Annotated in this window: 20 protein-coding genes; 11 read left to right on the top strand and 9 right to left on the bottom strand. The window is 69.0% G+C overall.

The features are described from left to right. Positions 1–20: 20 nt before the first annotated feature. Positions 21–2,279: a glycoside hydrolase family 3 C-terminal domain-containing protein gene (locus ABIC51_RS20650; protein WP_175898239.1), complete on the bottom strand. Its 2,259-nt coding sequence runs from the start codon at positions 2,277–2,279 to the stop codon at positions 21–23. A gap of 150 nt (positions 2,280–2,429) precedes the next feature. Between ABIC51_RS20650 and ABIC51_RS20655 the strand changes: the two genes are divergently transcribed. Next, positions 2,430–3,464, top strand: a complete 1,035-nt coding sequence (locus ABIC51_RS20655; RefSeq protein ID WP_175898238.1) for a helix-turn-helix transcriptional regulator — start codon at positions 2,430–2,432, stop codon at positions 3,462–3,464. A 49-nt stretch (positions 3,465–3,513) separates the two neighbouring features. Then, a complete protein-coding gene (locus tag ABIC51_RS20660; protein WP_175898237.1) occupies positions 3,514–4,386 on the top strand; it encodes a GIY-YIG nuclease family protein in 873 nt (290 codons plus the stop codon). Between the two features lie 56 nt (positions 4,387–4,442). Here the strand turns inward: ABIC51_RS20660 and ppa are convergent, their stop codons facing one another. Then, positions 4,443–4,970, bottom strand: coding sequence for an inorganic diphosphatase (gene ppa / locus ABIC51_RS20665; RefSeq protein WP_027786751.1), 528 nt, complete (start codon positions 4,968–4,970; stop codon positions 4,443–4,445). A gap of 233 nt (positions 4,971–5,203) precedes the next feature. Here ppa and ABIC51_RS20670 point away from each other — a divergent pair, with 233 nt between their 5' ends. The 5 genes from ABIC51_RS20670 to ABIC51_RS20690 all read left to right on the top strand — a co-directional run bounded on the left by ABIC51_RS20670 (position 5,204) and on the right by ABIC51_RS20690 (position 10,774). Further along, positions 5,204–6,643: an aldehyde dehydrogenase family protein gene (locus tag ABIC51_RS20670; protein ID WP_027786750.1), complete on the top strand. Its 1,440-nt coding sequence runs from the start codon at positions 5,204–5,206 to the stop codon at positions 6,641–6,643. A gap of 91 nt (positions 6,644–6,734) precedes the next feature. Next, the gene (locus tag ABIC51_RS20675) at positions 6,735–7,493 is read left to right on the top strand and encodes an SDR family oxidoreductase (RefSeq protein ID WP_027786749.1); all 759 of its coding nucleotides are present in this window, start codon (positions 6,735–6,737) and stop codon (positions 7,491–7,493) included. 125 nt (positions 7,494–7,618) lie between these two features. Next, the gene (locus ABIC51_RS20680) at positions 7,619–8,923 is read left to right on the top strand and encodes an MFS transporter (RefSeq protein ID WP_027786748.1); all 1,305 of its coding nucleotides are present in this window, start codon (positions 7,619–7,621) and stop codon (positions 8,921–8,923) included. A gap of 226 nt (positions 8,924–9,149) precedes the next feature. Further along, positions 9,150–9,563 (top strand): helix-turn-helix domain-containing protein, encoded by a 414-nt coding sequence (locus ABIC51_RS20685; protein ID WP_027786747.1) that lies wholly within the window; start codon positions 9,150–9,152, stop codon positions 9,561–9,563. Beyond that, complete coding sequence (locus ABIC51_RS20690; protein WP_175898236.1) at positions 9,560–10,774, top strand: alpha/beta fold hydrolase; 1,215 nt, start codon at positions 9,560–9,562, stop codon at positions 10,772–10,774. Before ABIC51_RS20685 ends, ABIC51_RS20690 begins: the two co-directional genes overlap by 4 nt. Positions 10,775–10,900: 126 nt before the next feature. Here ABIC51_RS20690 and ABIC51_RS20695 read toward each other — a convergent pair whose 3' ends face one another. Genes ABIC51_RS20695 through hemC form a run of 3 tightly spaced genes read right to left on the bottom strand, consistent with a single transcriptional unit; the run spans position 10,901 to position 15,065 of the window. Next, complete coding sequence (locus ABIC51_RS20695; RefSeq protein WP_011352869.1) at positions 10,901–12,088, bottom strand: heme biosynthesis protein HemY; 1,188 nt, start codon at positions 12,086–12,088, stop codon at positions 10,901–10,903. A 2-nt stretch (positions 12,089–12,090) separates the two neighbouring features. Next, complete coding sequence (gene hemDX / locus ABIC51_RS20700) at positions 12,091–14,061, bottom strand: fused uroporphyrinogen-III synthase HemD/membrane protein HemX (protein ID WP_059697683.1); 1,971 nt, start codon at positions 14,059–14,061, stop codon at positions 12,091–12,093. Continuing rightward, positions 14,061–15,065: a hydroxymethylbilane synthase gene (gene hemC / locus ABIC51_RS20705; RefSeq protein ID WP_027786743.1), complete on the bottom strand. Its 1,005-nt coding sequence runs from the start codon at positions 15,063–15,065 to the stop codon at positions 14,061–14,063. Before hemC ends, hemDX begins: the two co-directional genes overlap by 1 nt. Positions 15,066–15,272: 207 nt before the next feature. Between hemC and ppc the strand changes: the two genes are divergently transcribed. Then, positions 15,273–18,287 (top strand): phosphoenolpyruvate carboxylase, encoded by a 3,015-nt coding sequence (ppc, locus tag ABIC51_RS20710; protein ID WP_027786742.1) that lies wholly within the window; start codon positions 15,273–15,275, stop codon positions 18,285–18,287. Positions 18,288–18,422: 135 nt separating this feature from the next. Here the strand turns inward: ppc and ABIC51_RS20715 are convergent, their stop codons facing one another. Further along, complete coding sequence (locus tag ABIC51_RS20715; protein ID WP_060083242.1) at positions 18,423–19,175, bottom strand: class I SAM-dependent methyltransferase; 753 nt, start codon at positions 19,173–19,175, stop codon at positions 18,423–18,425. Positions 19,176–19,393: 218 nt separating this feature from the next. Here ABIC51_RS20715 and ABIC51_RS20720 point away from each other — a divergent pair, with 218 nt between their 5' ends. The 3 genes from ABIC51_RS20720 to ABIC51_RS20730 all read left to right on the top strand — a co-directional run bounded on the left by ABIC51_RS20720 (position 19,394) and on the right by ABIC51_RS20730 (position 22,529). After that, positions 19,394–20,203, top strand: a complete 810-nt coding sequence (locus ABIC51_RS20720; protein ID WP_060359490.1) for a helix-turn-helix transcriptional regulator — start codon at positions 19,394–19,396, stop codon at positions 20,201–20,203. 138 nt (positions 20,204–20,341) lie between these two features. Beyond that, positions 20,342–21,751: an argininosuccinate lyase gene (argH, locus tag ABIC51_RS20725; protein WP_027786739.1), complete on the top strand. Its 1,410-nt coding sequence runs from the start codon at positions 20,342–20,344 to the stop codon at positions 21,749–21,751. 94 nt (positions 21,752–21,845) lie between these two features. Next, positions 21,846–22,529, top strand: a complete 684-nt coding sequence (locus tag ABIC51_RS20730) for an HAD family hydrolase (protein WP_124815311.1) — start codon at positions 21,846–21,848, stop codon at positions 22,527–22,529. Between the two features lie 82 nt (positions 22,530–22,611). Here the strand turns inward: ABIC51_RS20730 and ABIC51_RS20735 are convergent, their stop codons facing one another. From ABIC51_RS20735 to dcd, 3 genes are all read right to left on the bottom strand, one after another. Further along, positions 22,612–23,439 (bottom strand): lysozyme inhibitor LprI family protein, encoded by an 828-nt coding sequence (locus tag ABIC51_RS20735; protein ID WP_059590462.1) that lies wholly within the window; start codon positions 23,437–23,439, stop codon positions 22,612–22,614. After that, positions 23,439–25,718, bottom strand: coding sequence for an arginine/lysine/ornithine decarboxylase (locus tag ABIC51_RS20740; RefSeq protein ID WP_021163792.1), 2,280 nt, complete (start codon positions 25,716–25,718; stop codon positions 23,439–23,441). Before ABIC51_RS20740 ends, ABIC51_RS20735 begins: the two co-directional genes overlap by 1 nt. Positions 25,719–25,799: 81 nt before the next feature. Beyond that, the gene (gene dcd / locus ABIC51_RS20745) at positions 25,800–26,369 is read right to left on the bottom strand and encodes a dCTP deaminase (RefSeq protein ID WP_006398615.1); all 570 of its coding nucleotides are present in this window, start codon (positions 26,367–26,369) and stop codon (positions 25,800–25,802) included. Positions 26,370–26,372: the final 3 nt, after the last annotated feature.

A 26,372-nucleotide genomic window follows, 5' to 3' on the forward strand; every position in this document is an offset into this window, starting at 1 on the left:
ATGCCGCGCGGCCGCCCGGCTCAGTGCGCGGCGAGCGTCACCGTCGTCGACTGCGCCTGCGGGTCACGCGACGAAGCCGCCGCCGACAGCCCGTAGCTGCCCGCAGCGATCCGCCACGCATGCGTATTCGCATCCCACACCGCGAAGCGCTGCGCCGGCACCGCAACGCTGACGGTACGCGCCTCGCCCGGCTGCAGCGCGACCTTGGTCCAGCCGACGAGGCGCTTCGGCGGTTCGCCGAGCGACGCGGGCAGTGCCGCGTAGATCTGCACCGTCTGCGCGCCGGCCCGCGCGCCGGTGTTCGTCACCGTCACGCCGACCGTCACGTTGCCTGCCGCATCGGCCCGCGCGGACATCGCCGACAACGCATACGTCGTGTACGACAGCCCGTAGCCGAACGGGAACAGCGGCTCGATCGCCTTCGCATCGAACCAGCGATAGCCGTACGCGAGCCCTTCCGCGTAGACGGTCTGCGTGCGCGACGGATCGATCGCCGGCTGCGGCAGGTCGGCCTCCTGCTTCGGGAACGTCAGCGGCAGCCGGCCCGACGGGTTCGCATCGCCGAACAGCAGGTCGGCGATCGCCTGGCCGCCCTGCGCGCCGGGATACCACGCTTCGAGCACGCCATGCACGTTCGCGAGCCACGGCATCAGCACGGGGCTGCCGTTCTCGAGCACGACGATCACGCGCTTCGCCTTCGCCGCGACCGCCGCGATCAGCGCGTTCTGGTCGTATTGCTGGTTGTACGGATCGGCCTTCGCATCGGGCAGCGACAGGCTCGCGAGGTCGAGCCCTTCCGTCTGCCACTGCGTCGCGAACACGATCGCGACATCGGCCTGCGCGGCCGCGCTCGCCGCGGCATTCGCGTCGGTTCCGTCGAGGTAGCTGACCGCCGCGTTCGGCGCCTTCGCGCGAATCGCCGCGAGCGGCGCGGACTTGTACCACGTCGCACAGCCGCCGAACAGCGTGTCGGCGGGTTGCTGGCAGGTCGTCACCGCATTGCCGTCGATCGCCGGCACCGCGCCCGAGCCGCCGCCCGACAGCACGCCCGCGTCCGCATGCCCGCCGATCACGACGACCGACTTCAGCGCGCCGGCCGCCAGCGGCAGCACGGGCTGCGCATCGCCGGGCGCGGCCGCGTTCTTCAGCAGCACCGCGGATTGCCGCGCGATCGCGAGCGCATCGGCGTTGCCGGCCGCTTCGTCGATCGCGCCGCCCGGCTTCGGCGGTGCGTCCATCACGCCGATGCGGATCAGCGTGCGCAGCTTGCGCTGCACCATGTCGTTCAGCCGCGCGGCCGACACGCTGCCGGCCTGCAGCGCCGCACGCAGCTTCGTGTTGAAGAACGAGCCGAGCGGCGCGTTGTTGTCGTCCGCCGCGCCCGGTTCCTCCTCGTCGAGCCCCGCCTGCACGGCCGCGACCGTCGAATGCGTCGCGCCCCAGTCGGACTGCACGACGCCCTTGAAGCCCCATTCGTTCTTCAGCACCGTGGTCAGCAGATACGGGTTCTCGCACGCATACACGCCGTTCAGCTTGTTGTACGAGCACATCACGTTGCCCGGCTGGCCGTCCTTCACGCCGATCTCGAACGCGAGCAGTTCGGCCTCGCGCATGGTCCGCTCGTCGACGACCGAATCGATCGTCATCCGGTTGGTTTCCTGGTCGTTGAACGCGAAATGCTTGATCGTCGCGATCACCTTCTGCGCCTGCGTCGCCTGCGTGCGCGCGGCACTCAGCGTACCCGCGAGCACCGGATCCTCGCCCATGTATTCGAACGTGCGGCCGTTGCGCGGCTCGCGCGCGAGGTTCACGCCGCCGCCGAGCCCTTCCGCAAACCCGAGCGCACGCAGTTCGAGCGCGATGCGCGTGCCGTAGGTGCCGGCGAGCGCCGGGTCCCACGTTGCCGCGAGCGCGACCGGTGCGGGCAGCGCGGTCACGCGCGCGTTCTTCACGTTCACGCCGCCCGCCGAATCGGCGCTGCTGACGGCCGGAATGCCGAGCCGCAGCACGCCCGGGATGAAGCTCGCGCCATTGAGTGCGTCGGCCGGGAACGGGCCGCCCAGGTCGAGCGCCGGCAGGCCCGTGCCGTGCACGAGCTGCAGTTTCTCGTCGGTCGTCAGTTGCGCGACGAGCGCGGCCGCGCGCTGGTCGGCCGCCGCATCGGGGTCGGCCGGTGCGGCCGGACCCGCGTGGATGTCGTCGCCGCCGCACGACGCGAGCAGCACCGTGAGCGCGCACGCGGACGCAATCGTCGAACACCGGAACAGCGAAGTTTTCATTGATCCTCCTGAATCGTTCTGTTGTACTTGTCGCCACACTCCAGCGTCCGAGTCTAAAAATTGACCGGTCACCACGCTTGACCGGCAGGAGCATGCGTTGACCTCTCGCAGCGGGGACAAACCCGAACGGCATGACGAAGGGGGACAGACATGGAGTTGCAACAGAAATCGGTATCCGTGCGGATCTACCGCTGGCTGTGCGAAGACGCGCGCGCGAACGGCATCGATCTCGCATCGCTTTACGACACGCTCGGCATCGGTCCGGCCGAGCTTGCCGACGACACGCGCCGCATCGCGGGCGACCGGCACGTCGCCGCGATGCGGCTCACGAGCGCATGGCCGCTGTCGTGGCATCGCCCGCCGCCGCAGGTCGTGCCGTGGCTCGTGCCGTTCCCGGAACTCGCGGGCGTCACGTGCAACGCGGCGACACTGCGCGACGCGTTGCACGGCTACCTGCACTATCGCGAGCTGATCGGCAACGTCGACTGGGTCTTCGCGCACGAGAACGGCGACGCGATCGCGCTCGAATACGTGAACGAAGGCGACGGCCGGCACGCGGGCAGCGCGTTCGCGAACCTCGCGATCCTCGCCGCGCTCGCCCGCCTGTACGATCCGCACGTGTGCGTCGACGACGCCGCCTTCGCCGGCCGCCCGTTCGCCCCCACCGCCGCGCTGCGCGACATGCTCGGCGCACCGATGTCGTTCGATGCCGCGCACAACCGCATCGTGCTGCGCTCCGCGCACTTCGACACGCCGTTCGAACGCTACAACGCGCCGCTCGCCGGCATTCAGCGTCACGCGGCCGACGCCGCGCGCGAGCGTGTACGCGTGCGCTCGACGTTCGGCTCGTCGGTCGAGCAATGCGTGCGCGACTGGCTGCGTACCGCCGACGAAGCCGATGTACCGACCGACACGCTGATGCAGCACGTGTGCACGCGCTTCGCGATGTCGCGCTGGACGCTGCGCCGGCGGCTGCATCGCGAGGCGGTCGGCTTTCATGCGCTCGTCGCGCAGGCGCGGCTCGGCGAGGCGCGCGACCTGCTGCTGAATACGCAACTGCCGATCGGCGAGATCGGCGTGCGCGTCGGCTTCCGTTCGACGAGCGCGTTCACGCGCTTCTTCACGCGCGAACTCGGCGCGGCGCCGAGCCGTTTTCGCGACGGGCACGGCGATCGATGGCGTTGACGCGCGCCTTTTCTGAGACACTGGCGGCTTCGCATCCCGCCGCCCTGCCATGTCCTGGTTTCTGTACCTGATCGAATGCGCCGACGACAGCGTCTACACGGGCATCACGACCGATGTCGCCGCGCGCTTCGACGAGCACGCGTCCGGCAAGGGCGCGCGCTACACGCGCTCGCGCAAGCCGCGCGCGGTGCTCGCGTCGTTTCCGCTGCCCGACCGGTCGATCGCATCGCGTGCCGAGTACTGGGTGAAGCGGCTCACGGCCGCGCAGAAACGCGAACTGGCGGCCGGGATCCGGACGCTCGAGTCGGTGTTGCCGGCCGGGATGTCGATCGGCGGGAACGTCGATGCGGCAGGGTTGAAGGCCGGTAAGCGCGGGCAGAAGAAGGCGAAGGCGCAGTCTGTCGACATCGCGACGCAGGCCGCTGAAACGGACAAGCCCGTCAAGAAAGCCGCGAAGGCCGGGAATGACGGGAAAGCGTCCGTGCCCGCAAAAACCGTGAAGCGCGGACAAGCCGCGCAGGCGCCCAAGAAGACCAAGGCCACGCCTGCCACGAAGCGTGCGAAGACCGACGACGCGGCCGAAGTGAAAAAGGGATCGTCTCGCGGCAAGGCGGCCACGAAGGCCACGAAGGCCGCACCGAAGCAGAAAGCGCCGGCAGCCGGCGGCAAGTCCGTCGCCAAACCACGCACCGACGTTGCTGCCGCGCCGGCGCGCAGCCGTGCATCGGCAACAAAGACCACCACCGACACGGTCGAAACCCCGGCGAATCCCGTCACCGCGACCCGCCGCGCCACGCGCGCGAATCGTGCGAGAAGCGCATCGAACGCGACCGCCCTGCCTGCGCCGGCCCCCGCGCGCCCCCGAAAGAAGGCCACCCCGGGCGCCGGCCCGCGCACAAAACAAAACCGCGCGGCCTCCTGACGAGACACGCGCGGTTTGCGTTCCGAACGAACCGGCCGCGAGGCCGGCCAGCCGGCTTACTTCTTGTAGTTCGCTGCGCCGTCGGCGATTTCCTTGTGCGCGGCTTCGATGCCGGCCCAGCCTTCGACCTTCACCCACTTGCCCTTCTCGAGCGCCTTGTATTGCTCGAAGAAGTGCTTGATCTGGTCCTTCAGGTACTCGGGCACGTCGTCGATCGACTTCAGGTTGGCCGTCATCGGGCAGACCTTGTCGTGCGGCACCGCGACCAGCTTCGCGTCGACGCCCGACTCGTCGGTCATCTGCAGCATGCCGAGCACGCGCGAACGCACGATCGAGCCGGCCAGCAGCGGGAACGGCGTGATCACCAGCACGTCGACCGGATCGCCGTCGCCCGACAGCGTCTGCGGGATGTAGCCGTAGTTCACCGGATAGCGCATGCCCGTGCCGATGAAACGGTCGACGACGAGGAGGCCCAGTTCCTTGTCCGCCTCGTACTTCACCGGGTCGCTTTGCGCGGGAATCTCGATGATCACGTTGAAATCTTGCGGCAGGTCCTTGCCGGCCGGAACATGGTTGAAGCTCATGAGCACTCTCTGTAGGTCGATGGGAATTCGGGACAGGGCGCCGCGGCCGATGCATCGCCGCAGGCGTCCCCCAACGGAATGCGCCATTATAGCCAATCGACCGGTGGCGTCCGGATGACGATCGGCGCGATAATCGTTCCCGATGTCCGGCCGTCGAACCACCGGCCGCGTTGCATGGAATCGGCGTCGGCGCCGGAGCACCGTCGGCGGTCGGCGCGAAGACAGGAGCACGCATGGAAGAGGCGAAGCACTTCATCGCAGGCGAATGGACGTTGCCTGCGCAACTGGAAACCATCGCGGTCGTCGATCCGTCCGACGGCCAGCCGTTCGCAGCCATTGCCCGCGGCACGGCGCCCGACATCGAGCGTGCGGTCGCCGCGGCCCGCGACGCGTTCGCCGGCCCATGGGGCGCAAAAAGCGCCGCCGAGCGCGGCCGCGTGCTGATGCGGCTGTCGGCGCGCGTGGCCGATTCCCTCGAGGAACTCGCCACGATCGAGGCACGCGACACCGGCAAGCCGCTCAAGCAGGCACGCGCGGATGCCGCCGCGCTCGCGCGCTACTTCGAGTTCTACGCAGGCGCGGCCGACAAGCTGCACGGCGAAACCCTTCCCTACCAAGCCGGCTACACCGTGCTGACGGTGCGCGAGCCGCACGGCGTCACGGGCCACATCGTGCCGTGGAACTACCCGATGCAGATTTTCGGGCGCAGCGTCGGCGCCGCGCTCGCGGCCGGCAACGCATGCGTCGTCAAGCCGGCCGAGGATGCATGCCTGTCGTTGCTGCGCGTCGCCGAGCTGGCCGCCGAGGCCGGGCTGCCGGCCGGCGCGCTCAACATCGTCACCGGCTACGGCCATGAGGCCGGCGCCGCGCTCGCGCGCCATCCCGGCATCGACCACATCTCGTTCACGGGCTCCCCGGCCACCGGCAAGCTGGTCACGCAGATGGCGGCCGAGAACCACGTACCCGTCACGCTCGAACTCGGCGGCAAGTCGCCGCAGATCGTGTTCGCCGATGCCGACCTCGAGGCGGCGCTGCCCGTGCTCGTGTCGGCGATCGTGCAGAACGGCGGGCAGACCTGCTCGGCCGGCAGCCGCGTGCTGATCGAGCGCGCGGTGTACGAGCCGCTCGTCGAGCGGCTCGCCACCGCGTTCAACGGGCTGCGCGTCGGCCCGAGCCGCGCCGACCTCGACTGCGGCCCGCTGATCAACGCGAAGCAGCAGCAGCGCGTGTGGGATTTCCTGTCCGACGCGCAGCACGACGGCATTCCGATGGCCGCGCATGGGCAGGTCGTCGCCGAGGCGCCCGAAAGCGGCTTCTACCAGGCACCCGCGCTGTTGCGCGACGTGCCGCCGTCGCACCGGCTCGCGCAGGAGGAAGTGTTCGGCCCCGTGCTCGCCGCGATGCGTTTCGTCGACGAAGACGAAGCCGTCGCGCTGGCGAACGGCACGCCGTACGGCCTCGTCGCGGGCATCTGGACGCGCGACGGCGCACGCCAGATGCGTATCGCGCGGCGCCTGCGGGCCGGCCAGGTGTTCATCAACAACTATGGCGCGGGCGGCGGCGTCGAGCTGCCGTTCGGCGGTGTCGGCCATTCGGGGCATGGCCGCGAGAAAGGCTTCGAGGCACTGTACGGCTTCACCGCGCTGAAAACGATCGCGATCCGGCACGGCTGAACACGCGGCAAGCAGGACGCGGCATGCGGCCGGCAGCGCGCGGCCGCATGCCGAAGCACGACGACACTAAATCCAGCATAGGAGACACACCATGCGGTTGAGCGGCAAGACGGCCATCGTCACGGGCGGCGGCTCGGGATTCGGCGAAGGCATCGCGAAGACGTATGCGCGCGAAGGCGCGAACGTCGTCGTCAACGACCTGAACGGAGCAGCGGCCGAGCGTGTCGCGAGCGAGATCGCGCTCGCGGGCGGCAAGGCAATCGCGGTGGCCGGCGACGTGTCGCGGCAGGACGACTGGCACGCGCTGCTGCAGGCGACGCTCGACGATTTCCACGCGGTGCAGATCGTCGTGAACAACGCGGGCACCACGCACCGCAACAAGCCGGTGCTCGACGTGTCGGAAGCCGAATTCGACCGCGTGTACGCGGTCAACATGAAAAGCCTGTTCTGGTGCGTGCAGACGTTCGTTCCGTACTTCCGCGAGCGGGGCGGCGGCGTGTTCGTGAACGTCGCGTCGACGGCCGGCGTGCGGCCGCGGCCGGGCCTCGTCTGGTACAACAGCACGAAGGGCGCGATGATCACCGCGAGCAAGTCGCTCGCGGCCGAACTCGGCGCCGACCGCATCCGCGTGAACTGCATCAACCCCGTGCTCGGCGAAACCGCGCTGATGACCGAATTCATGGGCTGCGAGGATACCCCCGAGAACCGCAGCCGCTTCCTCGCGACGATCCCGCTCGGCCGCTTCTCGACGCCGCAGGACATCGCGAACGCGGCGCTGTACCTGGCATCCGACGAGGCCGAGTTCATCACGGGCGTCTGTCTCGAAGTCGACGGCGGGCGCTGCATCTAGCCGTATCCCCCTTGCCGCGGCGTGCCGCGGCCGGCAACCGCCGCGGCACACGCGCATGGCTTCGCACGACTCCGGACCAGGCACCGATACGCCTTCTCCGGCCAATTACAAGGACAGGAGACAACATGGCAACATCGACGCAATCGCTGCCGGGCTCGTCCGGCGCATTCGAGGAAGCAACCTATCGCAAGGTGTCGTGGCGGCTCGTGCCGCTCCTGCTGCTGTGCTACGTGGTCGCGTATCTCGACCGCGTGAACGTCGGTTTCGCGAAGCTGCAGATGGCGAGCGACCTGAATCTCAGCGACACCGTCTACGGGCTCGGCGCCGGGATCTTCTTCTTCGGCTATTTCCTCTTCGAAGTGCCGAGCAACATCATCCTGCACAAGGTCGGCGCGCGCGTGTGGATCGCCCGCATCATGGCGACGTGGGGCGTGATCTCGATCCTGACGATGTTCGTCACGACGCCCGCGATGTTCTACGTGATGCGCTTCCTGCTCGGCGTCGCCGAGGCAGGCTTCTTCCCCGGCGTGATCCTCTACCTCACCTACTGGTATCCCGCGCACCGGCGCGGCCGGATGACGACGTTCTTCATGACGGCGGTCGCGTTGTCCGGCGTGATCGGCGGGCCGATCTCGGGCTTCATCCTGAAGGCATTCGACGGCGTGAGCGGCTGGCACGGCTGGCAGTGGCTGTTCCTGCTCGAAGGCATCCCGTCGGTGCTCGCCGGCGTGCTCGTGTTCTTCTCGCTCGACGAGCGGATCTCGAAGGCGAAGTGGCTGACCGACGAGGAAAAGGCGCTGCTCACCCGCAACGTCGACGCGGAGGAAGCGACCAAGGAAGACCTGCCGCTCGGCACCGTGATGTCGAGCCCGCGCGTGTGGCTGATGGCGCTGATCTATTTCTCGTTCGTGATGGGGCTCTACGGCGTCGGCTTCTGGCTGCCGACGATCATCAAGGCCACCGGCGTGACCGACACGTTCATGATCGGCCTGCTGTCGGCGATTCCGTATGCAGCCGCGGTGGTCGCGATGATCCTGATCGCGCGCAGCGCGGACCGGCACCGCGAACGCCGCTGGCACGTCGCGATTCCGGCCGCGATCGGCGCGCTCGGGCTCGTGCTGTCGGTGGTCTGGGCGCACCAGACCGCGCTCGCGATGCTCGGCCTCACGCTCGCGACGATCGGCATCCTGACCACGCTGCCGCTGTTCTGGAGCCTGCCGACCGCGTTCCTCGGCGGCACGGCGGCCGCGGCCGGCATCGCGATGATCAACTCGATCGGCAACCTCGCCGGCTTCCTGAGCCCGTACCTGATGGGCTGGCTCAAGCAGGCGACGGGCGCCAACGATTCGGGCATGTACATGCTCGCCGGGTTCCTCGTGCTCGGCGGGCTGCTCGCGCTGTCGGTGCCGAAGCGGCTGGTCGACAAATGACGCGGGGCGCATCGGCGCCCCCCTGCCGGCGGACGATCCGCCCCGGAAACGCCCCGCTGGCCGGAACCGCTCCGGCCAGCGGGGCGTTTCTGCTTCCACATGCGTGCCGCCCGGCCGATGCCGGCTCGGCATCCCGCCAGTGCTGATGCCATAATCTCCACAATACCCCCTAACGATCCCAATTTCATGGAACAATAGAGAGCATATTGAGCATCACGAGCCGATCATGTTCCATACCGTCGACGAGTCCGCCGCCCGCCTGCGCCTCCACCCGAAGACCGTCCTGCGCTTCATCCGCGAGGGCAAGCTGCGTGCGACGCGGGTCGGCCGCGCCTACCGCATCCTCGACACCGACCTCGCCGCGTTCGCGCAAACCGAGCCGCCCGCGCCCGTGCCGCGTGCGGTGCGCGTCACCAGCATCGTCGACATTCCGGACGCGTCGCAGTCGCTGCACCAGTACCTGTCGCGATCGCTGCATGCGATGGCGTCCGGTCGCACGTCGTACGTCGACCCCGTGCGGATCGACGTCACGTTCGATCCCGCCGCGAGCCAGGTCAAGATCATCGTCGCCGCGACGCCGGCCGACACGGCCGTGCTGATGTCGTCGCTCGAGGCGCTGCTGCAGCAAAGCGGGACATGAGCGCGATCTTCAGGTCGCCGCGCCATGCACGCGCCATTCGCGCGGCTTACGACGCCGCGCTGTCGCACTGGCCGGCCGGGCATCGGCGCGTCACGGTGCAGACGCGCCATGGCGCGACGCACGTGATCACCTGCGGCCCCGAGCACGCGCCGCCGGTCGTGCTGATCCACGGCGCGCAGACGACGGCGGCGAGCTGGCAGCATTACGCGGCGCAATGGTCGACACACTTCCGGCTCCATGCGATCGACGTGATCGGCGAAGCAGGACCGAGCGCGCCGTCGCGACTGCCGCTTGAGGGCGACGCGCATGCGCAGTGGCTCGACGACGTGCTGGACGGCCTGCAGGCGTCACGTGCCGCGTTCGTCGGCATCTCGCTCGGGGCGCGAACGGCGCTCGACTTCACGTTGCGGCGGCCGGCACGCGTGACGCGGCTCGCGCTGCTCTGCCCGTCCGGCATCGGCCGGCAGAAGCGGTTTCTGTGGTGGGCGCTGCCGCTGTTGCTGCTCGGCGATGCCGGGCGCGCGTGCGTGCGACGGCGCGTGCTCGGCCGCCTGCCGCCCGCGTCGACGGCGGCCGAGCGTGACACGCTCGCGCTGATGCACGCCGTCGATCGCGGGTTTCGCCCGCGCATCGAGCCGATTCCGGTGTTCGCCGACAACGTGCTGCGCACGCTGTCGGTGCCCACGCTGGCGATCGTCGGCGGCCGCGACGTGATGCTCGACTCGCGCGACACGCGTGAGCGCCTGACGCGTCTCGTGCCGCACGCGCAGATCCTGTTTCTTCCCGAGCAGCCCCACTTCATCCGCGGGCAACGCGACACCGTACTCGCGTTTCTCGCGTCGACGGAAACCATCGACATGCCCCACCGAATCGTTCAGGCAGCCGGCCGCCGCGTGCTGGTCCGTGATCCCTTCGCCGCCGTCGTGCAGCGGGAAAGCGATGCGCTCGACCTCGTCGCCCTCGCGCACGAGCACGAAGCCGACTGGATCGCGGTACCCGCGGACGCGCTGCACGACGACTTCTACCGGCTCGAAAGCGGCCTCGCGGGCGCCGTCCTGCAGAAACTCGTCAACTACGGCGTCAGGCTCGGCGTGGTCGGCGACATCGAGCGCTGGCTCACCCGCAGCGAAGCGTTCCGCGCACTCGTGCGCGAATCGAATCGCGGGCAATCGGTGTGGTTCGTCGCCAGCGAGGACGACCTGCTGCGCTAGCTAGGCGCATGACGTGTCGTCCGGGCCCGCCCTGGACGAAAAAAAGCCCCGAAGGCCTTCCGGCATTCGGGGCTTTCTTGCGCGGGTTGCGCGGGCCGCCTGCGGCAGGCAGCCACGCCGCCCGCGTCAGACCACGGTGATCGCGAGCGCGCTTTCGCGGTAGTGCTTCGCGGCCTTGTCGGTTTCGCCGAGATGCTCGAACAGGCGCGCGAGCGCACGATGCGCACGCACCTTCAGCGCCTCGTTGTCGGCGAGCTTCAGCGCCGACTCGAGGAACGACTGCGCCTTGCCCCACAGCTGCTGCTGCTGGCAGAGACGGCCGAGCGCGAACAGCAGGTCGGCATCCTCCGGATGATCCTTCTTCCACCCTTCGGCCTTCTGGATCAGCGGCAGCGCATCGGCGCCGGCCGTATCCGGGTAACGGCGCAGCAGGCGCGCATCCCAGTTGTGGGCAAGCGCGTCCTCGACGATGCGGCGCGCTTCGTTGCGGCGCTCGAGCGGAACGAGAAGATCGGCCGCGAGATCGGCGAGACGCGGCGACTGGCGCTCGACCGGCGACAGCGACTGCCACACCTCGAGCAGCGCGTCCGGGTCGTGCCGGCGTTCGCGCAGCAGGTTTTCCGCAGCCTGCTGGCGCAGCCGCACGGCTGCGGCCGGATGCAGCGCCTCGCGCTTCTCGAGCGCCTTCGCGAGCTTCAGCACCTCGGCCCAGTTCTTCAGCTGCTGCTGCGCGCGCAGCGCAACCTGCTGCGCATGGATACGCTTGCCGCCCGCCTGCAGGTCGGCCAGCGCGGCGAGCGCGCCGTCGGCATCGCGCGCGTCCGCGCGCATGTCGGCCGCGGCGAGCAGCCGTGCGTCCTGCCACTCGGGTGCGTCGACCTTCGACAGCCAGTCGTCGCGACGCGTGTACTCGTGCATCCGGTGCGCGGCAGTCGCCGCGACGAGACTCGCCGCGCCCTGGTTCGCGTCGACCGACAGCGCTTCACGCGCGGCCTTCTCCGCGCGCGAGAAGCGGCCCGCGTACAGGTTCGCGATCGCGTCGCGCAGCGATGCCTGCGCCTTCTCGTTGCGCGAACGCGCGCGATACGCGGCGACCCGCTGCGGCATGCGCCAGATGTTGCGCACGATGCGCAGCAGCGCATACACGACGATGAACAGCACGACGATGGCGATCACGAACAGGTTCAGCGACACGTCGATCCGGTACGGCGGATAGACGAGCAGCACCTGCCCCGCGTCGAAACGGCCGACGGTGGCGAGCGCAGCGGCGATCGCGAACAGGACCGCGAGCCAGACGATTCCTCGAAGCGTCATCGTTACCCCCGGCTCTTGAACTGCTGAACGGCGTTCAGGCTCGTGTTCAGGTTCGGCACCGCGACCGTCAGCGATGCGCCGTCAACCTGCTTGAGCAGATCCTCGACGGTCTGCGTGTCCTTCGATGCCTGGTCGAAATACTTCCCGAGCGACGCCTGCGCGGCGTGCAGGTCGGCCTTCATCGCGCCGTCGTTGCGCGCGAGCAGCGACAGGCGCGCGGTCAGCAGGCGCAGCTTCACGTTCTCGCGCACGAAGTAACCCTGGTCGGGCGACGCGAGCATCGCGTCCGCGTTGTCGATCCGGCGCACCTGCACGAGCCCCTTCAGCTGCTGGCCGAGGCCGGCCGAGAAGTCGTGCCACCACACCTTCCAGCGCGGCTCGCCGGCCACGGCCGACGATGCAGCCACGGCCGGCGCGGCCTTCGGCGCTTCGTGCGGGACGATCGCCTCGCCGGACAGCGGCAGCGCGTCGATCTTCGCGATCGCGTCGTCGAGCTTGATCGCGAGGCCCGTGAGGTCGGCCGCCGGTGCGGCCTTCAGCTTCTCGATGTCCAGCGCGAGCGCCTTGCGCACCGTGACGGCCTGCGCGCTCTGCGAGGTGGCGAGGCGCGCGTCGGCATTCTGCAGCGCGATCAGCGCGAGCTGCGTGTTGCCGGTCAGCTGAAGCTGCTGGCTCGCGCTCGACAGCATCTGGTCGACTTCCTCGAGCATCCACGCATCGCGGTTGCGCGACAGGTCCTGGTATTGCTGCTGCAGCGCCTGCTGCGCGCTCTGCGCGTCGGCGAGCTTGCCGTCGAGCTGCGCGAGCTGCGTGTCGACCTGGTGCGTACTCGCCAGCGCCTGCTCGGTCTTCATCCGCGTTTCGGCCGTCTGCGCGTCGAGCGCCTTCTGGCGCGCGACGAACGTGCCGTCAAGCCGGTCGATCTTGCGGTTCAGCGCGTAGCCGCCGACGCCCGCCGCGCAGCCGAGCACGACGACGACGAACCACAGCACCGCGCTGCCGCCGCGGCGCGCGGGCGGTTCGGACGCCATATAGGCGGGACGGGACGGCGGTGCGGATGCAGCGGCCGGCTGGGAAGCGACGCTTTTGGAATCGTTGGTATCTGTCATGCGTTTAGTCACCGGTGCGGCTGTCGCCGGTTGGACGGCCTCGTCGGCCATCGTTCGAAACGCGCGGACGATGCGCTCATCGCCCGCGCCGGTCAGCGTAATCCTATCAAAACCCAATGCGCGCGCGGTCTGCTCGATTCGCGGATGCGGCGTGACGAGCGGCACATGCTTCAGCGCGGCGATCTCGGCATCGTTCAGATGCGTCCGTGCGAGTTCGTGCAGGTTGCGCACGCCTTCCGAGCTCGTGACGAGCCACGCATGCGGTTCGCCGTCGAGCAGCGCATGCACGCGCTCCCACGCGCCGACGCGCGGCTCGGGCACGACGCGCCGGTACGCGGCGACGAGCGTGACGTCCGCGCCGGCTTCGCGCAGCCGGTCGGCGAGCCATTCGCGCCCGCCGTCGCCGCGTACGATCAGCACGCGCTTGCCCGCCAGCGCGGGCGCGCCGCCGAATTCGGCCTCGATGCACGCGAACAGGCTTTCCGAATCGTAATGGGGTACGCCGCCGTCGGCCGGCGCCTGCGGCGCGATCACGCGATGCGCGGGCGCCGCGATGCCGTGACGCTCGAGCGCCGCGACGCTGCCGGGTCCGACCACGCCGACCGGCAGCGCGTTCGGCCAAATCGCGCCGTACTGCGCGAGCGCGCGGTCGATCGCGTTCGGCGACACGAAAATCACCAGCGCGTAATCGGCGAGCGCCGCGAACGCGGCGTCGAGCGGCGCCGGATCGTCGACGGGCGCAATATCGATCAACGGGAATTCGAGCACGTCGCAACCGGCCTCGGCCAGTTGTGACGCGAGCGCGCCGGACTGGCCGTCCGGGCGCGTCAGGACAGCGGTGAACGCGCGCGCGCCGCCCGCCATCAGGCGTCGCCCTTGCCGGCGGCCTGCGAGCCCGCGAGCAGCGCCTGGACGATCTCGAGCGCGCCTTGCGCCTCGAGTTCGTCGGACACGGCGCGGCCGAGCGCGAGCGCATCGGCGACGCTCATGACGGCCCCGCACTCCTCGGCGGTCAGCACGCGCTTGCCGTCGGTCGTCGACACGCGGCCCGTCAGGTACAGCTCGCCCGCGCGCCACACCGCATGCGCGGCGAGCGGCACCTCGCAGCTGCCGCCGAGCGCGCGCGACACCATCCGCTCGGCCTCGACCGCGAGCGCGGTCTGCGGGTCGTGCAGCGGTGCGAGCCACGCGGCGACGTCGTCGCGGTGCGACGCGATCTCGATGCCGAGCGCGCCCTGGCCCGCAGCGGGCGGGCTCGCGTCGACGTCGAGCAGCGCGCGGATCCGCGCTTCGAGGCCGAGGCGCTTCAGGCCGGCGGCCGCCAGGATGATCGCCGCGTAATCGCCGCGATCGAGCTTCGCCAGGCGCGTGTCGAGGTTGCCGCGCAGCGGCAGCACGTCCAGGTGCGGGTAGCGCGAGCGCAGCATCGCCTCGCGGCGCAGGCTCGACGTGCCGACCACGGCACCGGCCGGCAGCGCGTCGAGCGACGCGTAGTCGTTCGACACGAACGCATCGCGCGGGTCCTCGCGCTCCATGATCGCGGCAAGCGAGAAGCCTTCCGGCAGCGCCATCGGCACGTCCTTCAGCGAATGCACGGCGAGATCGGCGCGGCCGTCGGCCAGCGCGGCCTCCAGTTCCTTCACGAACAGGCCCTTGCCGCCGACCTTCGACAGCGTGCGATCGAGAATCTGGTCGCCGCGCGTCGTCATTCCGAGGATTTTCACGTCACAAGCTGGATATAATTTGCGCAGCGCATCACGCACATGTTCGGCTTGCCACATCGCCAGGCGGCTCTCGCGCGAAGCAATCGTCAACGTCGCGGGCGGCTGTGCCTGTTGCGGCCCGGCCGCAGGAGTCTCGGAATTCATTTCTGGAACATCGAAGGACGGGATTGAAGATCGAACAATGGTAGCACGCACGCCCCCGCCCGCCCGGGCCCGGAGCCTGCGTCCGGCCTGCCGCCGGGCGGGTCGCGGCGCCGATGTGCGGATGTGCCGCACGTAGCTGGTTGCTTGACCGCAGTTTCGCAGTTTCCGCAGTTCCTTTTGACTCGAGCTTTCCCAAGGAAACCCATCGTGAAGTCTTCCGGATCGGCGCGTACGGCGCGCCGCAATGCTGCCCTGTCCTCCTCCGACGCCTCGACGGACACCGTCGCCACCGCCGCGAACGGCCGTGCGAAAACGGCAACGAAACCGAAAGACCCGATACGTCAGACAAAACGCACGGCGAAAGCCGCCGGCCCGGCCGCCCGCACGGCCGGGGCGACGAAGGCCGGCACCCGCACGCGCGACGACAAGGACGGCCCGCTGTTCGACGACATCCGCTTTCTCGGCCGCCTGCTCGGCGACGTCGTGCGCGAGCAGGAAGGCGACACCGTGTTCGACGTCGTCGAGACGATCCGCCAGACCGCCGTCAAGTTCCGCCGCGAGGACGACAGCGAAGCCGCGCAGACGCTCGAGAAAAAGCTGCGCAAGCTGACGCCGGAGCAGACGGTGAGCGTCGTGCGCGCGTTCAGCTATTTCTCGCACCTCGCGAACATCGCGGAAGACCGCCACCACAACCGCCGCCGCCGCATCCACGCGCTGGCCGGCTCCGCGTCGCAGCCCGGCACCGTCGCGTACGCACTCGAGCAGCTGAAAACGACCGGCAACGCGTCGAAGCGACTGCTGCAGCGCTTCTTCGACGATGCGCTGATCGTGCCGGTGCTGACCGCGCACCCGACCGAAGTGCAGCGCAAGAGCATCCTCGACGCGCAGCACGACATCGCGCGCCTGCTCGCCGAGCGCGACCAGGAGCTGACCAGCCGCGAGCGCCAGTACAACGAATCGATGCTGCGCGCACGCGTCACCACGCTGTGGCAGACCCGCATGCTGCGCGACGCGCGCCTGACGGTCGGCGACGAAATCGAGAACGCGCTGTCGTACTACCGCGCGACGTTCCTCGACGAACTGCCGGCGCTGTACGGCGACATCGAGGCCGCGCTCGCCGAGCACGGCCTGTCCGCGCGCGTACCCGCGTTCTTCCAGATGGGCAGCTGGATCGGCGGCGACCGCGACGGCAACCCGAACGTGACCGCGTCGACGCTCGACGAAGCGATCAACCGCCAGGCCGCGGTAATCCTCGAGCACTATCTGGAACAGGTGCACAAGCTCGGCGCCGAACTGTCCGTGTCGAACCTGCTCGTCGGCGCGAACGACGCCGTGAAGGCGCTCGCGGCCGCGTCGCCCGACCAGTCGCCGCACCGCGTCGACGAGCCGTATCGTCGCGCGCTGATCGGCATCTACACGCGGCTCGCCGCAAGCGCACGCGTGCGCCTCGGCGAAGGAACGGTGCCCGTGCGCAGCGCGGGCCGCGGCGCGCCGCCCGTGCGCGCGATCCCGTATGCGGATTCCGAAGCGTTCGTCGCCGACCTGAAGGTGCTGACCGCATCGCTCGACGAACACCACGGCACGTCGCTCGCCGCGCCGCGCCTCGCGCCGCTCGTGCGCGCGGCCGAAGTGTTCGGCTTCCATCTCGCGAGCATCGACCTGCGCCAGAGCTCCGACATCCACGAAGCCGTGGTTGCCGAGCTGTTCGCGCGCGCGGGCGTCGAGGCCGACTACGCGGCGCTCGCCGAGGAAGACAAGCTGCGCGTGCTGCTCGCCGCGCTCGCCGATCCGCGTCCGCTACGCTCGCCGTACCTCGAATACTCCGCGCTCGCCCAGAGCGAACTCGGCGTGTTCGAGAAGGCGCGCGACGTGCGCGCCCAATTCGGCCCGCGCGCGGTGCGCAACTACATCATTTCGCATACGGAAACCGTCAGCGACCTCGTCGAGGTGCTGCTGCTCCAGAAGGAAACGGGCCTGCTCGAAGGCGCGCTCGGCGTGCCCGGCGGCAACGCCCGCAACAGCCTGATGGTGATCCCGCTGTTCGAGACGATTCCCGACCTGCGCGACGCCGCGCGCATCATGCGCGAATACTTCGCGCTGCCGGGCATCGACGCGCTGATCGCGCACCAGGGCGCCGAGCAGGAAGTGATGCTCGGCTATTCGGACAGCAACAAGGACGGCGGCTTCCTCACGTCGAACTGGGAGCTGTATCGCGCGGAACTCGCGCTCGTCGACCTGTTCCGCGACCGCAAGATCACGCTGCGGCTGTTCCACGGCCGCGGCGGCACGGTCGGCCGCGGCGGCGGCCCGACCTACCAGGCGATCCTGTCGCAGCCGCCGGGCACCGTGAACGGCCAGATCCGCCTGACCGAACAGGGCGAGGTGATCGCGAGCAAGTTCGCGAACCCGGAGATCGGCCGCCGGAACCTCGAGACGGTCGTCGCCGCGACGCTCGAGGCAACGCTCCTGCCGCAGAACAACGCGCCCGCGCAGCTGCCGGCGTTCGAGGCCGCGATGCAGACGCTGTCCGATTCGGCGATGGCCGCGTACCGCGCGCTCGTCTACGAAACCCCGGGCTTCACCGACTATTTCTTCTCGTCGACGCCGATCACCGAGATCGCCGAGCTGAACATCGGCAGCCGCCCGGCCTCGCGCAAGCTGCAGGATCCGAAGCAGCGCAAGATCGAGGACCTGCGCGCGATTCCGTGGGGCTTCTCGTGGGGCCAGTGCCGGCTGCTGCTGACGGGCTGGTACGGCTTCGGCAGCGCGGTGAGTGCATATCTCGACGGCGCGCAGGATGAAACCGAGCGCACGAAGCGCGTCGCGCTGCTGAAGAAGATGAACAAGACCTGGCCGTTCTTCTCGAACCTGATGTCGAACATGGACATGGTGCTGGCGAAGACCGACCTCGCGGTCGCGTCGCGCTACGCGCAACTGGTCGCCGACCGCAAGCTGCGCAAGCACGTGTTCGAGCGGATCGTCGCGGAATGGGAGCGCACAGCGCAGGCGCTGGCGGAAATCACCGGGCACGAAGGCCGCCTCGCGACCAACCCGCTGCTCGCGCGATCGATCAAGAACCGCTTCCCGTATCTCGATCCGCTGAACCACCTGCAGGTCGAGCTGATCAAGCGCCACCGCGCGGGCGACACGAACGCGCGGCTGCGCCGCGGGATTCACCTGACGATCAACGGGATCGCGGCCGGCCTGCGCAACACGGGCTGATCCGCATGCGGCGCGGCGCGATGCCGCGCCGGCCGGCGACGTGAAAGCCGCGATACCCACCGTATGCACGGTGGCGTATCGCGGCTTTTTTCATGCTCGCGGGCGTCGACGAAACCGTGCCGGCGCACCGCACGCTCAGTGCGCGTCGATCAGCAGCGCGTCGTGCTCGAACGATCCGTCGGGCTGCACCGCGTAATAGCCGCGCACCTCGTCGGGCGCATGCGTCCACAGCGCGCGAATGCCGGTCACGCTGTCGGCCGGCGTGCGGATGCGCGCGACCCACGTATCGAAATCGATCGGCAGCCGCCAGCGGCTGTGCACGTGCGCGTCGAAGCCGGCATCGCGGAACATCGCGAGCCATTCGTCCGCGCGGTAGTCGCGCACGTGCGACGCGTCGCGCAGCACTTCCGCGGCCTGCAGGTACGTATCGAGGAGCGGATGGTCGTTGCCGGCGATGTCGATCATCAGCACGCGGCCGCCCGGCTTCAGCACGCGGCGCACTTCGGCGAGCGCCGCGCGCATGTCGTGCCAGTGGTGTGCGCTCATCCGGCTCACGACCCAGTCGAACGTCGCCGTCTCGAACGGCAGTTTCTCGGCCGGGCCCTGCTGCGTACGGATGTTCGCGAGCCCGCGCTCGCGCGCCGCGGCGTCGACCGTCGCGAGCATCTGCGCGGCGAGATCGTAGGCGACCACGTCGCGCACGTGCGGCGCGACCGCGAAGCTCGCGTGGCCGGCGCCGCAGCCGAGATCGAGCACCGCGGCATCGGGCGTCGCGCGCACCGCGTCGGCGAGCGTCTGCAGGTCGGCGCCCGTCGCGTGGACCGTGCTCGTCAGGTAGGCGGCGGCCGTCGTGCCGAATGCGTCGGCGACCTGGTCGTGGTGTTTCATCGTTCTCTCCTTTCTTTTGCGCAATCGGCCGGCGCGGATGCGTCAGTGCACTTTCCGGCCCCATGCAACACGTTTTGTGGGACGCCCGCTCCCCTGGCAGCGCGCGAGCCGCTACAATAGGCCCGCGCTTGTACCAGTACAAGTTAAGCAGTTATTCTGGTATTCGATACACCCGTCTGATCGTTGCCGCATCCCCGCTTCCACTTCGCCGTTTCCGCATGAACCAGCCGTCCTCCGTCCCCGTCCCGCCGCTCGACGCCACGCCCGCCCGTGCGCTCGGCGAATTCATCCGCGCCCACCGCGAGCGGCTGTCGCCGCAGGCCGTCGGCCTGCCGCCCGGCCCGCGCCGCCGCACGCCGGGGCTGCGGCGCGAGGAAGTCGCGCAGCTCTGCGGCGTCAGCCCCACCTGGTACACGTGGATCGAACAGGGCCGCCCCGTGTCCGCGTCGGCCGACGCACTCGCGCGGATCGCCGTCGCGCTGCAACTGTCGAAGGCCGAGCGCGCGTACCTGTTCGAGCTGGCCGCGCAGCGCGACCCGGCCGAGCCCGACGTCGCGGGCGGCGACCTGCCGCCGACGCTCGCCGCGACCGTCGCGGCCATCGCGACGCCCGCCTACGTGCTCGACCGGCAATGGAACGCACTCGCGTGGAACGCACCGGCCGCCGCGCTCTTTTCCGGCTGGCTCGACGGCGAACACGACCGCAACCTGCTGCGCTTCACGTTCATGTCGCCGGCCGCGCGCACGCTGATCGTCGACTGGGAAACCCGCGCGCGGCGGCTCGCGGCCGAATTCCGCGCCGATTCGATCCGGCACCTGACCGACGCGCCCACGCGTGCGCTGATCGACGCACTGACCGCCGGCAGCGATGCCTTCGCGCAGTACTGGGCATCGCAGGACGTGTTCGAACGCGAAGGCGGCCGGCGCGAATTCGACCATCCGGCCGACGGCCGCCTCGTGTATCAGCAGATCACGCTGAAGCCCGCGCACCGCGAAGACCTGAAGCTGGTCGTGCTCGTGCGCGACTGAACGGGCCGGCCCGCGCGGACCACGGCCGGCGGGCCGCCGCGAACGGCTGCGCGCCGCGGCGGGCAGGCCCGCGAATGTTAGAATCGCGGGATTCCCTCGGCGGCGCACGCCGCCCAACATCCCCTTCGAAGAATCGCCATGACGTCCCAACTGCACAAAAAGGGCGAGGCCTGGTCGGCCCGCTTCTCGGAACCGATGTCGGAGCTGGTCAAGCGCTACACGTCGTCGGTGTTTTTCGACAAGCGCCTCGCGCTCGTCGACATCGCCGGCTCGCTCGCGCACGCGAACATGCTCGCCGCGCAGAAGATCATCAGCGCCGACGACCTGGCCGCGATCGAACGCGGAATGGCGCAGATCAAGGGAGAAATCGAGCGCGGCGAATTCGAATGGCAGCTCGACCTGGAAGACGTCCACCTGAACATCGAGGCGCGCCTGACCGCGCTGATCGGCGATGCCGGCAAGCGCCTGCACACGGGCCGCTCGCGCAACGACCAGGTCGCCACCGACATCCGCCTGTGGCTGCGCGGCGAGATCGACCGCATCGGCGGCCTGCTGAACGACCTGCGCGGCGCGCTGCTCGACCTCGCGGAACAGAACGCCGACACGATCATGCCGGGCTTCACGCACCTGCAGGTCGCGCAACCCGTCACGTTCGGCCACCACCTGCTCGCGTACGTCGAGATGTTCTCGCGCGACGCGGAGCGCATGCGCGACTGCCGCACCCGCGTGAACCGCCTGCCGCTCGGCGCGGCCGCGCTCGCCGGCACGAGCTACCCGATCGACCGTCACGCCGTGGCGAAGACGCTCGGCTTCGACGGCATCTGCGCGAACTCGCTCGACGCGGTGTCGGATCGCGACTTCGCGATCGAATTCACGGCGGCTTCCGCGCTCGTGATGACGCACGTGTCGCGCTTCTCCGAAGAACTCGTGCTGTGGATGAGCCCGCGCGTCGGCTTCATCGACATCGCCGACCGCTTCTGCACCGGCAGCTCGATCATGCCGCAGAAGAAGAACCCGGACGTGCCCGAGCTCGCGCGCGGCAAGACGGGCCGCGTGAACGGCCACCTGATGGCGCTGCTGACGCTGATGAAAGGCCAGCCGCTCGCGTACAACAAGGACAACCAGGAAGACAAGGAACCGCTGTTCGACACGGTCGACACCGTCGCCGACACGCTGCGGATCTTCGCCGAGATGGTGGCCGGCATCACCGTGAAGCCGGACGCGATGCGCGCGGCCGCCCTGCAGGGCTTCTCGACCGCCACCGACCTCGCCGACTACCTGGTGAAGCGCGGCCTGCCGTTCCGCGATGCGCACGAAGCCGTCGCGCACGCCGTGAAGATCTGCGACGACCGTGGCATCGACCTGGCCGACCTGACGCTCGACGAGATGAAGCAGGAACTGCCGAACGTCGCGCACCTGATCGGCGAAGACGTGTTCGGCTACCTGACGCTCGAAGGTTCGGTCGCCAGCCGCAATCACCCTGGCGGCACCGCACCCGACCAGGTGCGTGCGGCGGTCAAGGCAGCCCGCGCCGCGCTCGGCCGGTAAGCCCGCTGTTCCGGACGGACGCCATCGGCGTCCGTTTTTCATTCGGGCGGCCGTCGCGCCGCCCATCGCCTTCCCCGCTTCCCGAATGCCGCCGATGACCTTTTCCGCCGCACTCTTCGACATGGACGGCCTGCTCGTCGATTCCGAGCGGACCATCATGAACACGTGGATCGACGTGTCGAATGCGCACGGCGTCACGCTGACCACCGCCGACTACCTGCAGATCGTCGGCCGCTCGTTCGCCGAAGGCCAGGTGATCCTGGCACGGCTGATCGGCAACCCCGATACGTTCGACGCGGTGCGCACCCGCGTGCGCGAGCAGCTTGCGGCGCCCGAACCGCATCCGAAGTTTCCGCTGAAGCCCGGCGCGTTCGCGCTGCTCGACACGCTCGCGCAAGCCGGCATTCCGTGCGCGGTCGCGTCGTCGTCCGCGAGCGAGGTGATCCGCGCGCGGCTCGACGCGGTCGGCGTGCTGCCGTTCTTCCGCGCGATCGCGGGCGGCGACGAAGTCGCGCGCGGCAAGCCCGACCCGGCCGTCTACCGGCTCGCGGCCGAACGCCTCGGCGTGCCGGCGCACGCATGCGTCGCGTTCGAGGACAGCGATTTCGGTGCGCAGTCGGCCGCCGGCGCGGGCGCATCGGTCGTCACGGTGCCCGACCTGAAGGCGCCGACGCCCGAGATCGTCGCGCTGAGCCTGCACGTGCTGGCCTCGCTCGACGATGCGCTTGCGCTCGTGCCGTCGTGGTTCGGCGGGCACGATACGCGACGGCCCGCTTAGATCGCGTGCCACCCAATGCAAAACGGGCACCCGAAGGTGCCCGTTTTGCCCTATCGCCGAACAACCGGCATCGCGGTTGCGCTTACTTGTTGCCCGCCGTCTCCGACAGCCGTTTCATCGTCGCGATGCGCGCGCCGATCAGGTCGACGCGGCCGTCCTCGCCGACGAGCGGCGCCGTCGCATCGCGGAACCCGACCCACGCGCGCTGCGCGCGTACGAGCGTCGCGGCCGAATGCGCAGGCATCTTGCGGCGCAGCTTCTGGTAATAGCGGTTCAGGTCGAACAGCGCGTGCTCGCACGCGGCGTCCTGTTCGCACGGGCGCACGCGGCGCACGGCCGGATCGCGCGGCGCGTTCGCCGGCTTGCCGTTCGGCCGGGCCCCACCCTGGGCCGCGCTCGTGCCGCCCTGCGCGCCGCTCGTGGCCGCCACTGGCACGGCGGCGGGCGGCGGTGCATAGCGATCGGCCGCGCCGCGCAGCGCCAGCGCGCGATCGCGCACGGGCTGCAGCTGCAGGTCGGCACTCGACATCGCGTACGACGTGCCGCGCGTGGTGTCGTACACGGCCTTCAGCAGATGCACTTCATCCTTGCGCCACGTGAGCCAGCGGCGCTGGCTGTCCTGCCAGCCGCGCTTCGCGTCGGCCGGCGCATCCTTCAACAGGCGCTGGTACGCGCCGTCCATCACGGCCTGCCACTGCTGCTGCGCTTCGCCCATGCACTGGATCTGGCCGGCCGGCGAAGACCGGTCGCGCCGCGCGAGGCATTGCCGCATCGCGACGTCGATCGGGTCGGCCGCCGCGACTTCCGCGTGCGCGACACCCATGCCCGCCAGCCCAGACACGCCTGCCGCCCAGACGACGAGCGCGGCCACCGCCGCACGCATCGCCTGGATTCGTCCGTGCGTCGCCATCAGTCGCGCACGCAGTCGACGAAGTACTCGACGCGGCCGTTCACCTCTTCCGCGACGAGGCCGTGGATGTCGGTGTGGAAGCCCGGGAAGCGCTCGTTGAAGTCGCGCGCGAACCGCAGGTAGTTCACGATCGTCTTGTTGAAACGCTCGCCCGGAATCAGCAGCGGAATGCCCGGCGGGTACGGCGTGAGCAGGATGCTCGTCACGCGGCCTTCGAGCTCGTCGAGCGGCACGCGGTCGATCTTGCGGTGCGCGAGCTTCGCGAACGCGTCCGACGGCTTCATCGCCGGTTCCATGTCCGACAGGTACATCTCGGTCGTCAGGCGGGCGATGTCGTTTGCGCGGTACACGTCGTGGATCTGCGTGCACAGGTCACGCAGGCCGACGCGCTCGTAGCGCGGATGCTGCGCGACGAATTCCGGCAGCACGCGCCACAGCGGCTGGTTGTTGTCGTAGTCGTCCTTGAACTGCTGCAGCTCGGTCACCATCGAGTTCCAGCGGCCCTTCGTGATGCCGATCGTGAACATGATGAAGAACGAGTACAGGCCGGTCTTCTCGACGATGATCCCGTGCTCGGCCAGGTACTTCGTGACGATCGCGGCGGGGATGCCCGTCTCGCCGAACTCGCCGTCGACGTCGAGCCCCGGCGTGATGATCGTCGCCTTGATCGGGTCGAGCATGTTGAAGCCTTCCGCCAGCGGGCCGAAGCCGTGCCAGTGGTCGTTCGGCTTCAGCATCCAGTCGTCGCGCGAGCCGATGCCTTCTGCCGACAGTTCGTCCGGGCCCCACACGCTGAAGAACCAGTCGTCGCCGTATTCGGCGTCGACCTTGCGCATCGCGCGGCGGAAATCGATCGCCTCGGCGATCGATTCCTCGACGAGCGCGGTGCCGCCCGGCGGCTCCATCATCGCGGCCGCGACGTCGCACGACGCGATGATCGCGTACTGCGGGCTCGTCGACGTGTGCATCAGGTACGCCTCGTTGAAGCGGTGCTTGTCGAACGTGCGGTTCTCCGAATCCTGCACGACGATCTGCGATGCCTGCGAGATGCCCGCGAGCAGCTTGTGCGTCGAGTGCGTCGCGAACACGAGCGCGCCCGTGCGCGGACGACCGTCGCCGATCGCGTGCATGTCGCGATAGAAGTCGTGGAACGTCGCGTGCGGCAGCCACGCTTCGTCGAAGTGCAGCGTGTCGAGCAGGTCGCCGAGCAGGTCCTTGATCATCTCGACGTTGTAGACGACGCCGTCGTACGTGCTCTGCGTGATCGTCAGGATGCGCGGCTTCATGTCCGGGTTCTGGCGCATCGCCTCGCGCGCGAACGGGTTCGCCTCGATCTTCTTGCGGATGTTCTCCGGCTTGAACTCGTCGCGCGGGATCGGCCCGATGATGCCGAAGTGGTTGCGCGTCGGCGTGAGGAACACCGGAATCGCGCCCGTCATCGTGATCGCGTGCAGGATCGACTTGTGGCAGTTGCGGTCGACCAGCACGATGTCGCCGGGCGCGACCGTCGCGTGCCAGACGATCTTGTTCGACGTCGACGTGCCGTTGGTCACGAAGAACAGGTGGTCCGCGCTGAAGATGCGCGCCGCATTGCGCTCGGACGCGGCGACCGGGCCCGTGTGGTCGAGCAGCTGGCCGAGTTCGTCCACCGCGTTGCAGACGTCGGCGCGCAGCATGTTCTCGCCGAAGAACTGGTGGAACATCTGGCCGAGCGGGTTCTTCAGGAACGCGACGCCGCCCGAGTGGCCCGGGCAGTGCCACGAGTACGAGCCTTCGTCCGCGTACTTCACCAGTTCCTTGAAGAACGGCGGCGCGAGCGAGTCGAGATAGACCTTCGCCTCGCGGATGATGTGGCGCGCGACGAACTCCGGCGTGTCCTCGAACATGTGGATGAAGCCGTGCAGCTCGCGCAGGATGTCGTTCGGCAGGTGGCGCGACGTGCGCGTTTCGCCGTACAGGAAGATCGGGATGTCCGCGTTGCGGCGGCGCACTTCGGTGACGAACGCGCGCAGCTCGATGATCGCGGTCGCGAGTTCGGGCAGTTCGCCGTCCGGGCCGGTTTCGCCGAGCATGAGTTCGTCGTCGTCGATCGACAGGATGAAGCACGACGCGCGGCTCGACTGCTGCGCGAACGACGTCAGATCGCCGTAGCTCGTGAGGCCGAGGACTTCGACGCCCTCCTTCTCGATCGCTTCGGCCAACGCCCGGATGCCGGAGCCCGAGATGTTCTCAGAGCGGAAATCTTCGTCGATGATGACGACGGGGAAACGAAACTTCATGGGCGATTCTCCAAAAAGAACGACCGCGGCGCGTCACGCGCAGCGGTCACCCGGAAACTGGTGAGACGTTATGCAACCAGATCAGGTTTTCGGCAGCGTGACACCGCGCTGCCCCTGATACTTGCCGCCGCGATCCGCGTACGACACGTCGCACACTTCGTCGCTTTCGAAGAAGAGCACCTGCGCGACGCCTTCGTTCGCGTAGATCTTCGCGGGCAACGGCGTGGTGTTCGAGAATTCCAGCGTGACGTAGCCTTCCCACTCGGGTTCGAACGGCGTCACGTTGACGATGATCCCGCAGCGCGCATAGGTCGACTTGCCGAGGCAGACGGTGAGCACGGTGCGCGGGATGCGGAAATATTCGACGGTGCGGGCCAGCGCGAACGAGTTCGGCGGGATGATGCACACGTCGCCCTTGAAATCGACAAACGAACCCTCGTCGAAGTTCTTCGGATCGACGATCGTCGAGTTGATGTTCGTGAAGATCTTGAATTCGTCCGCGCAGCGGATGTCGTAGCCGTAGCTCGACGTGCCGTAGCTGACGATCCGGCGGCCGTCCTCGGACGCGCGAACCTGATCGGGCACGAACGGCTCGATCATCTTGTGCTCTTCGGCCATGCGCCGAATCCATTTGTCGGACTTGATACTCATATC

The organism is Burkholderia sp. 572 (genome assembly GCF_040545135.1).
Taxonomy (GTDB): domain Bacteria; phylum Pseudomonadota; class Gammaproteobacteria; order Burkholderiales; family Burkholderiaceae; genus Burkholderia; species Burkholderia cepacia.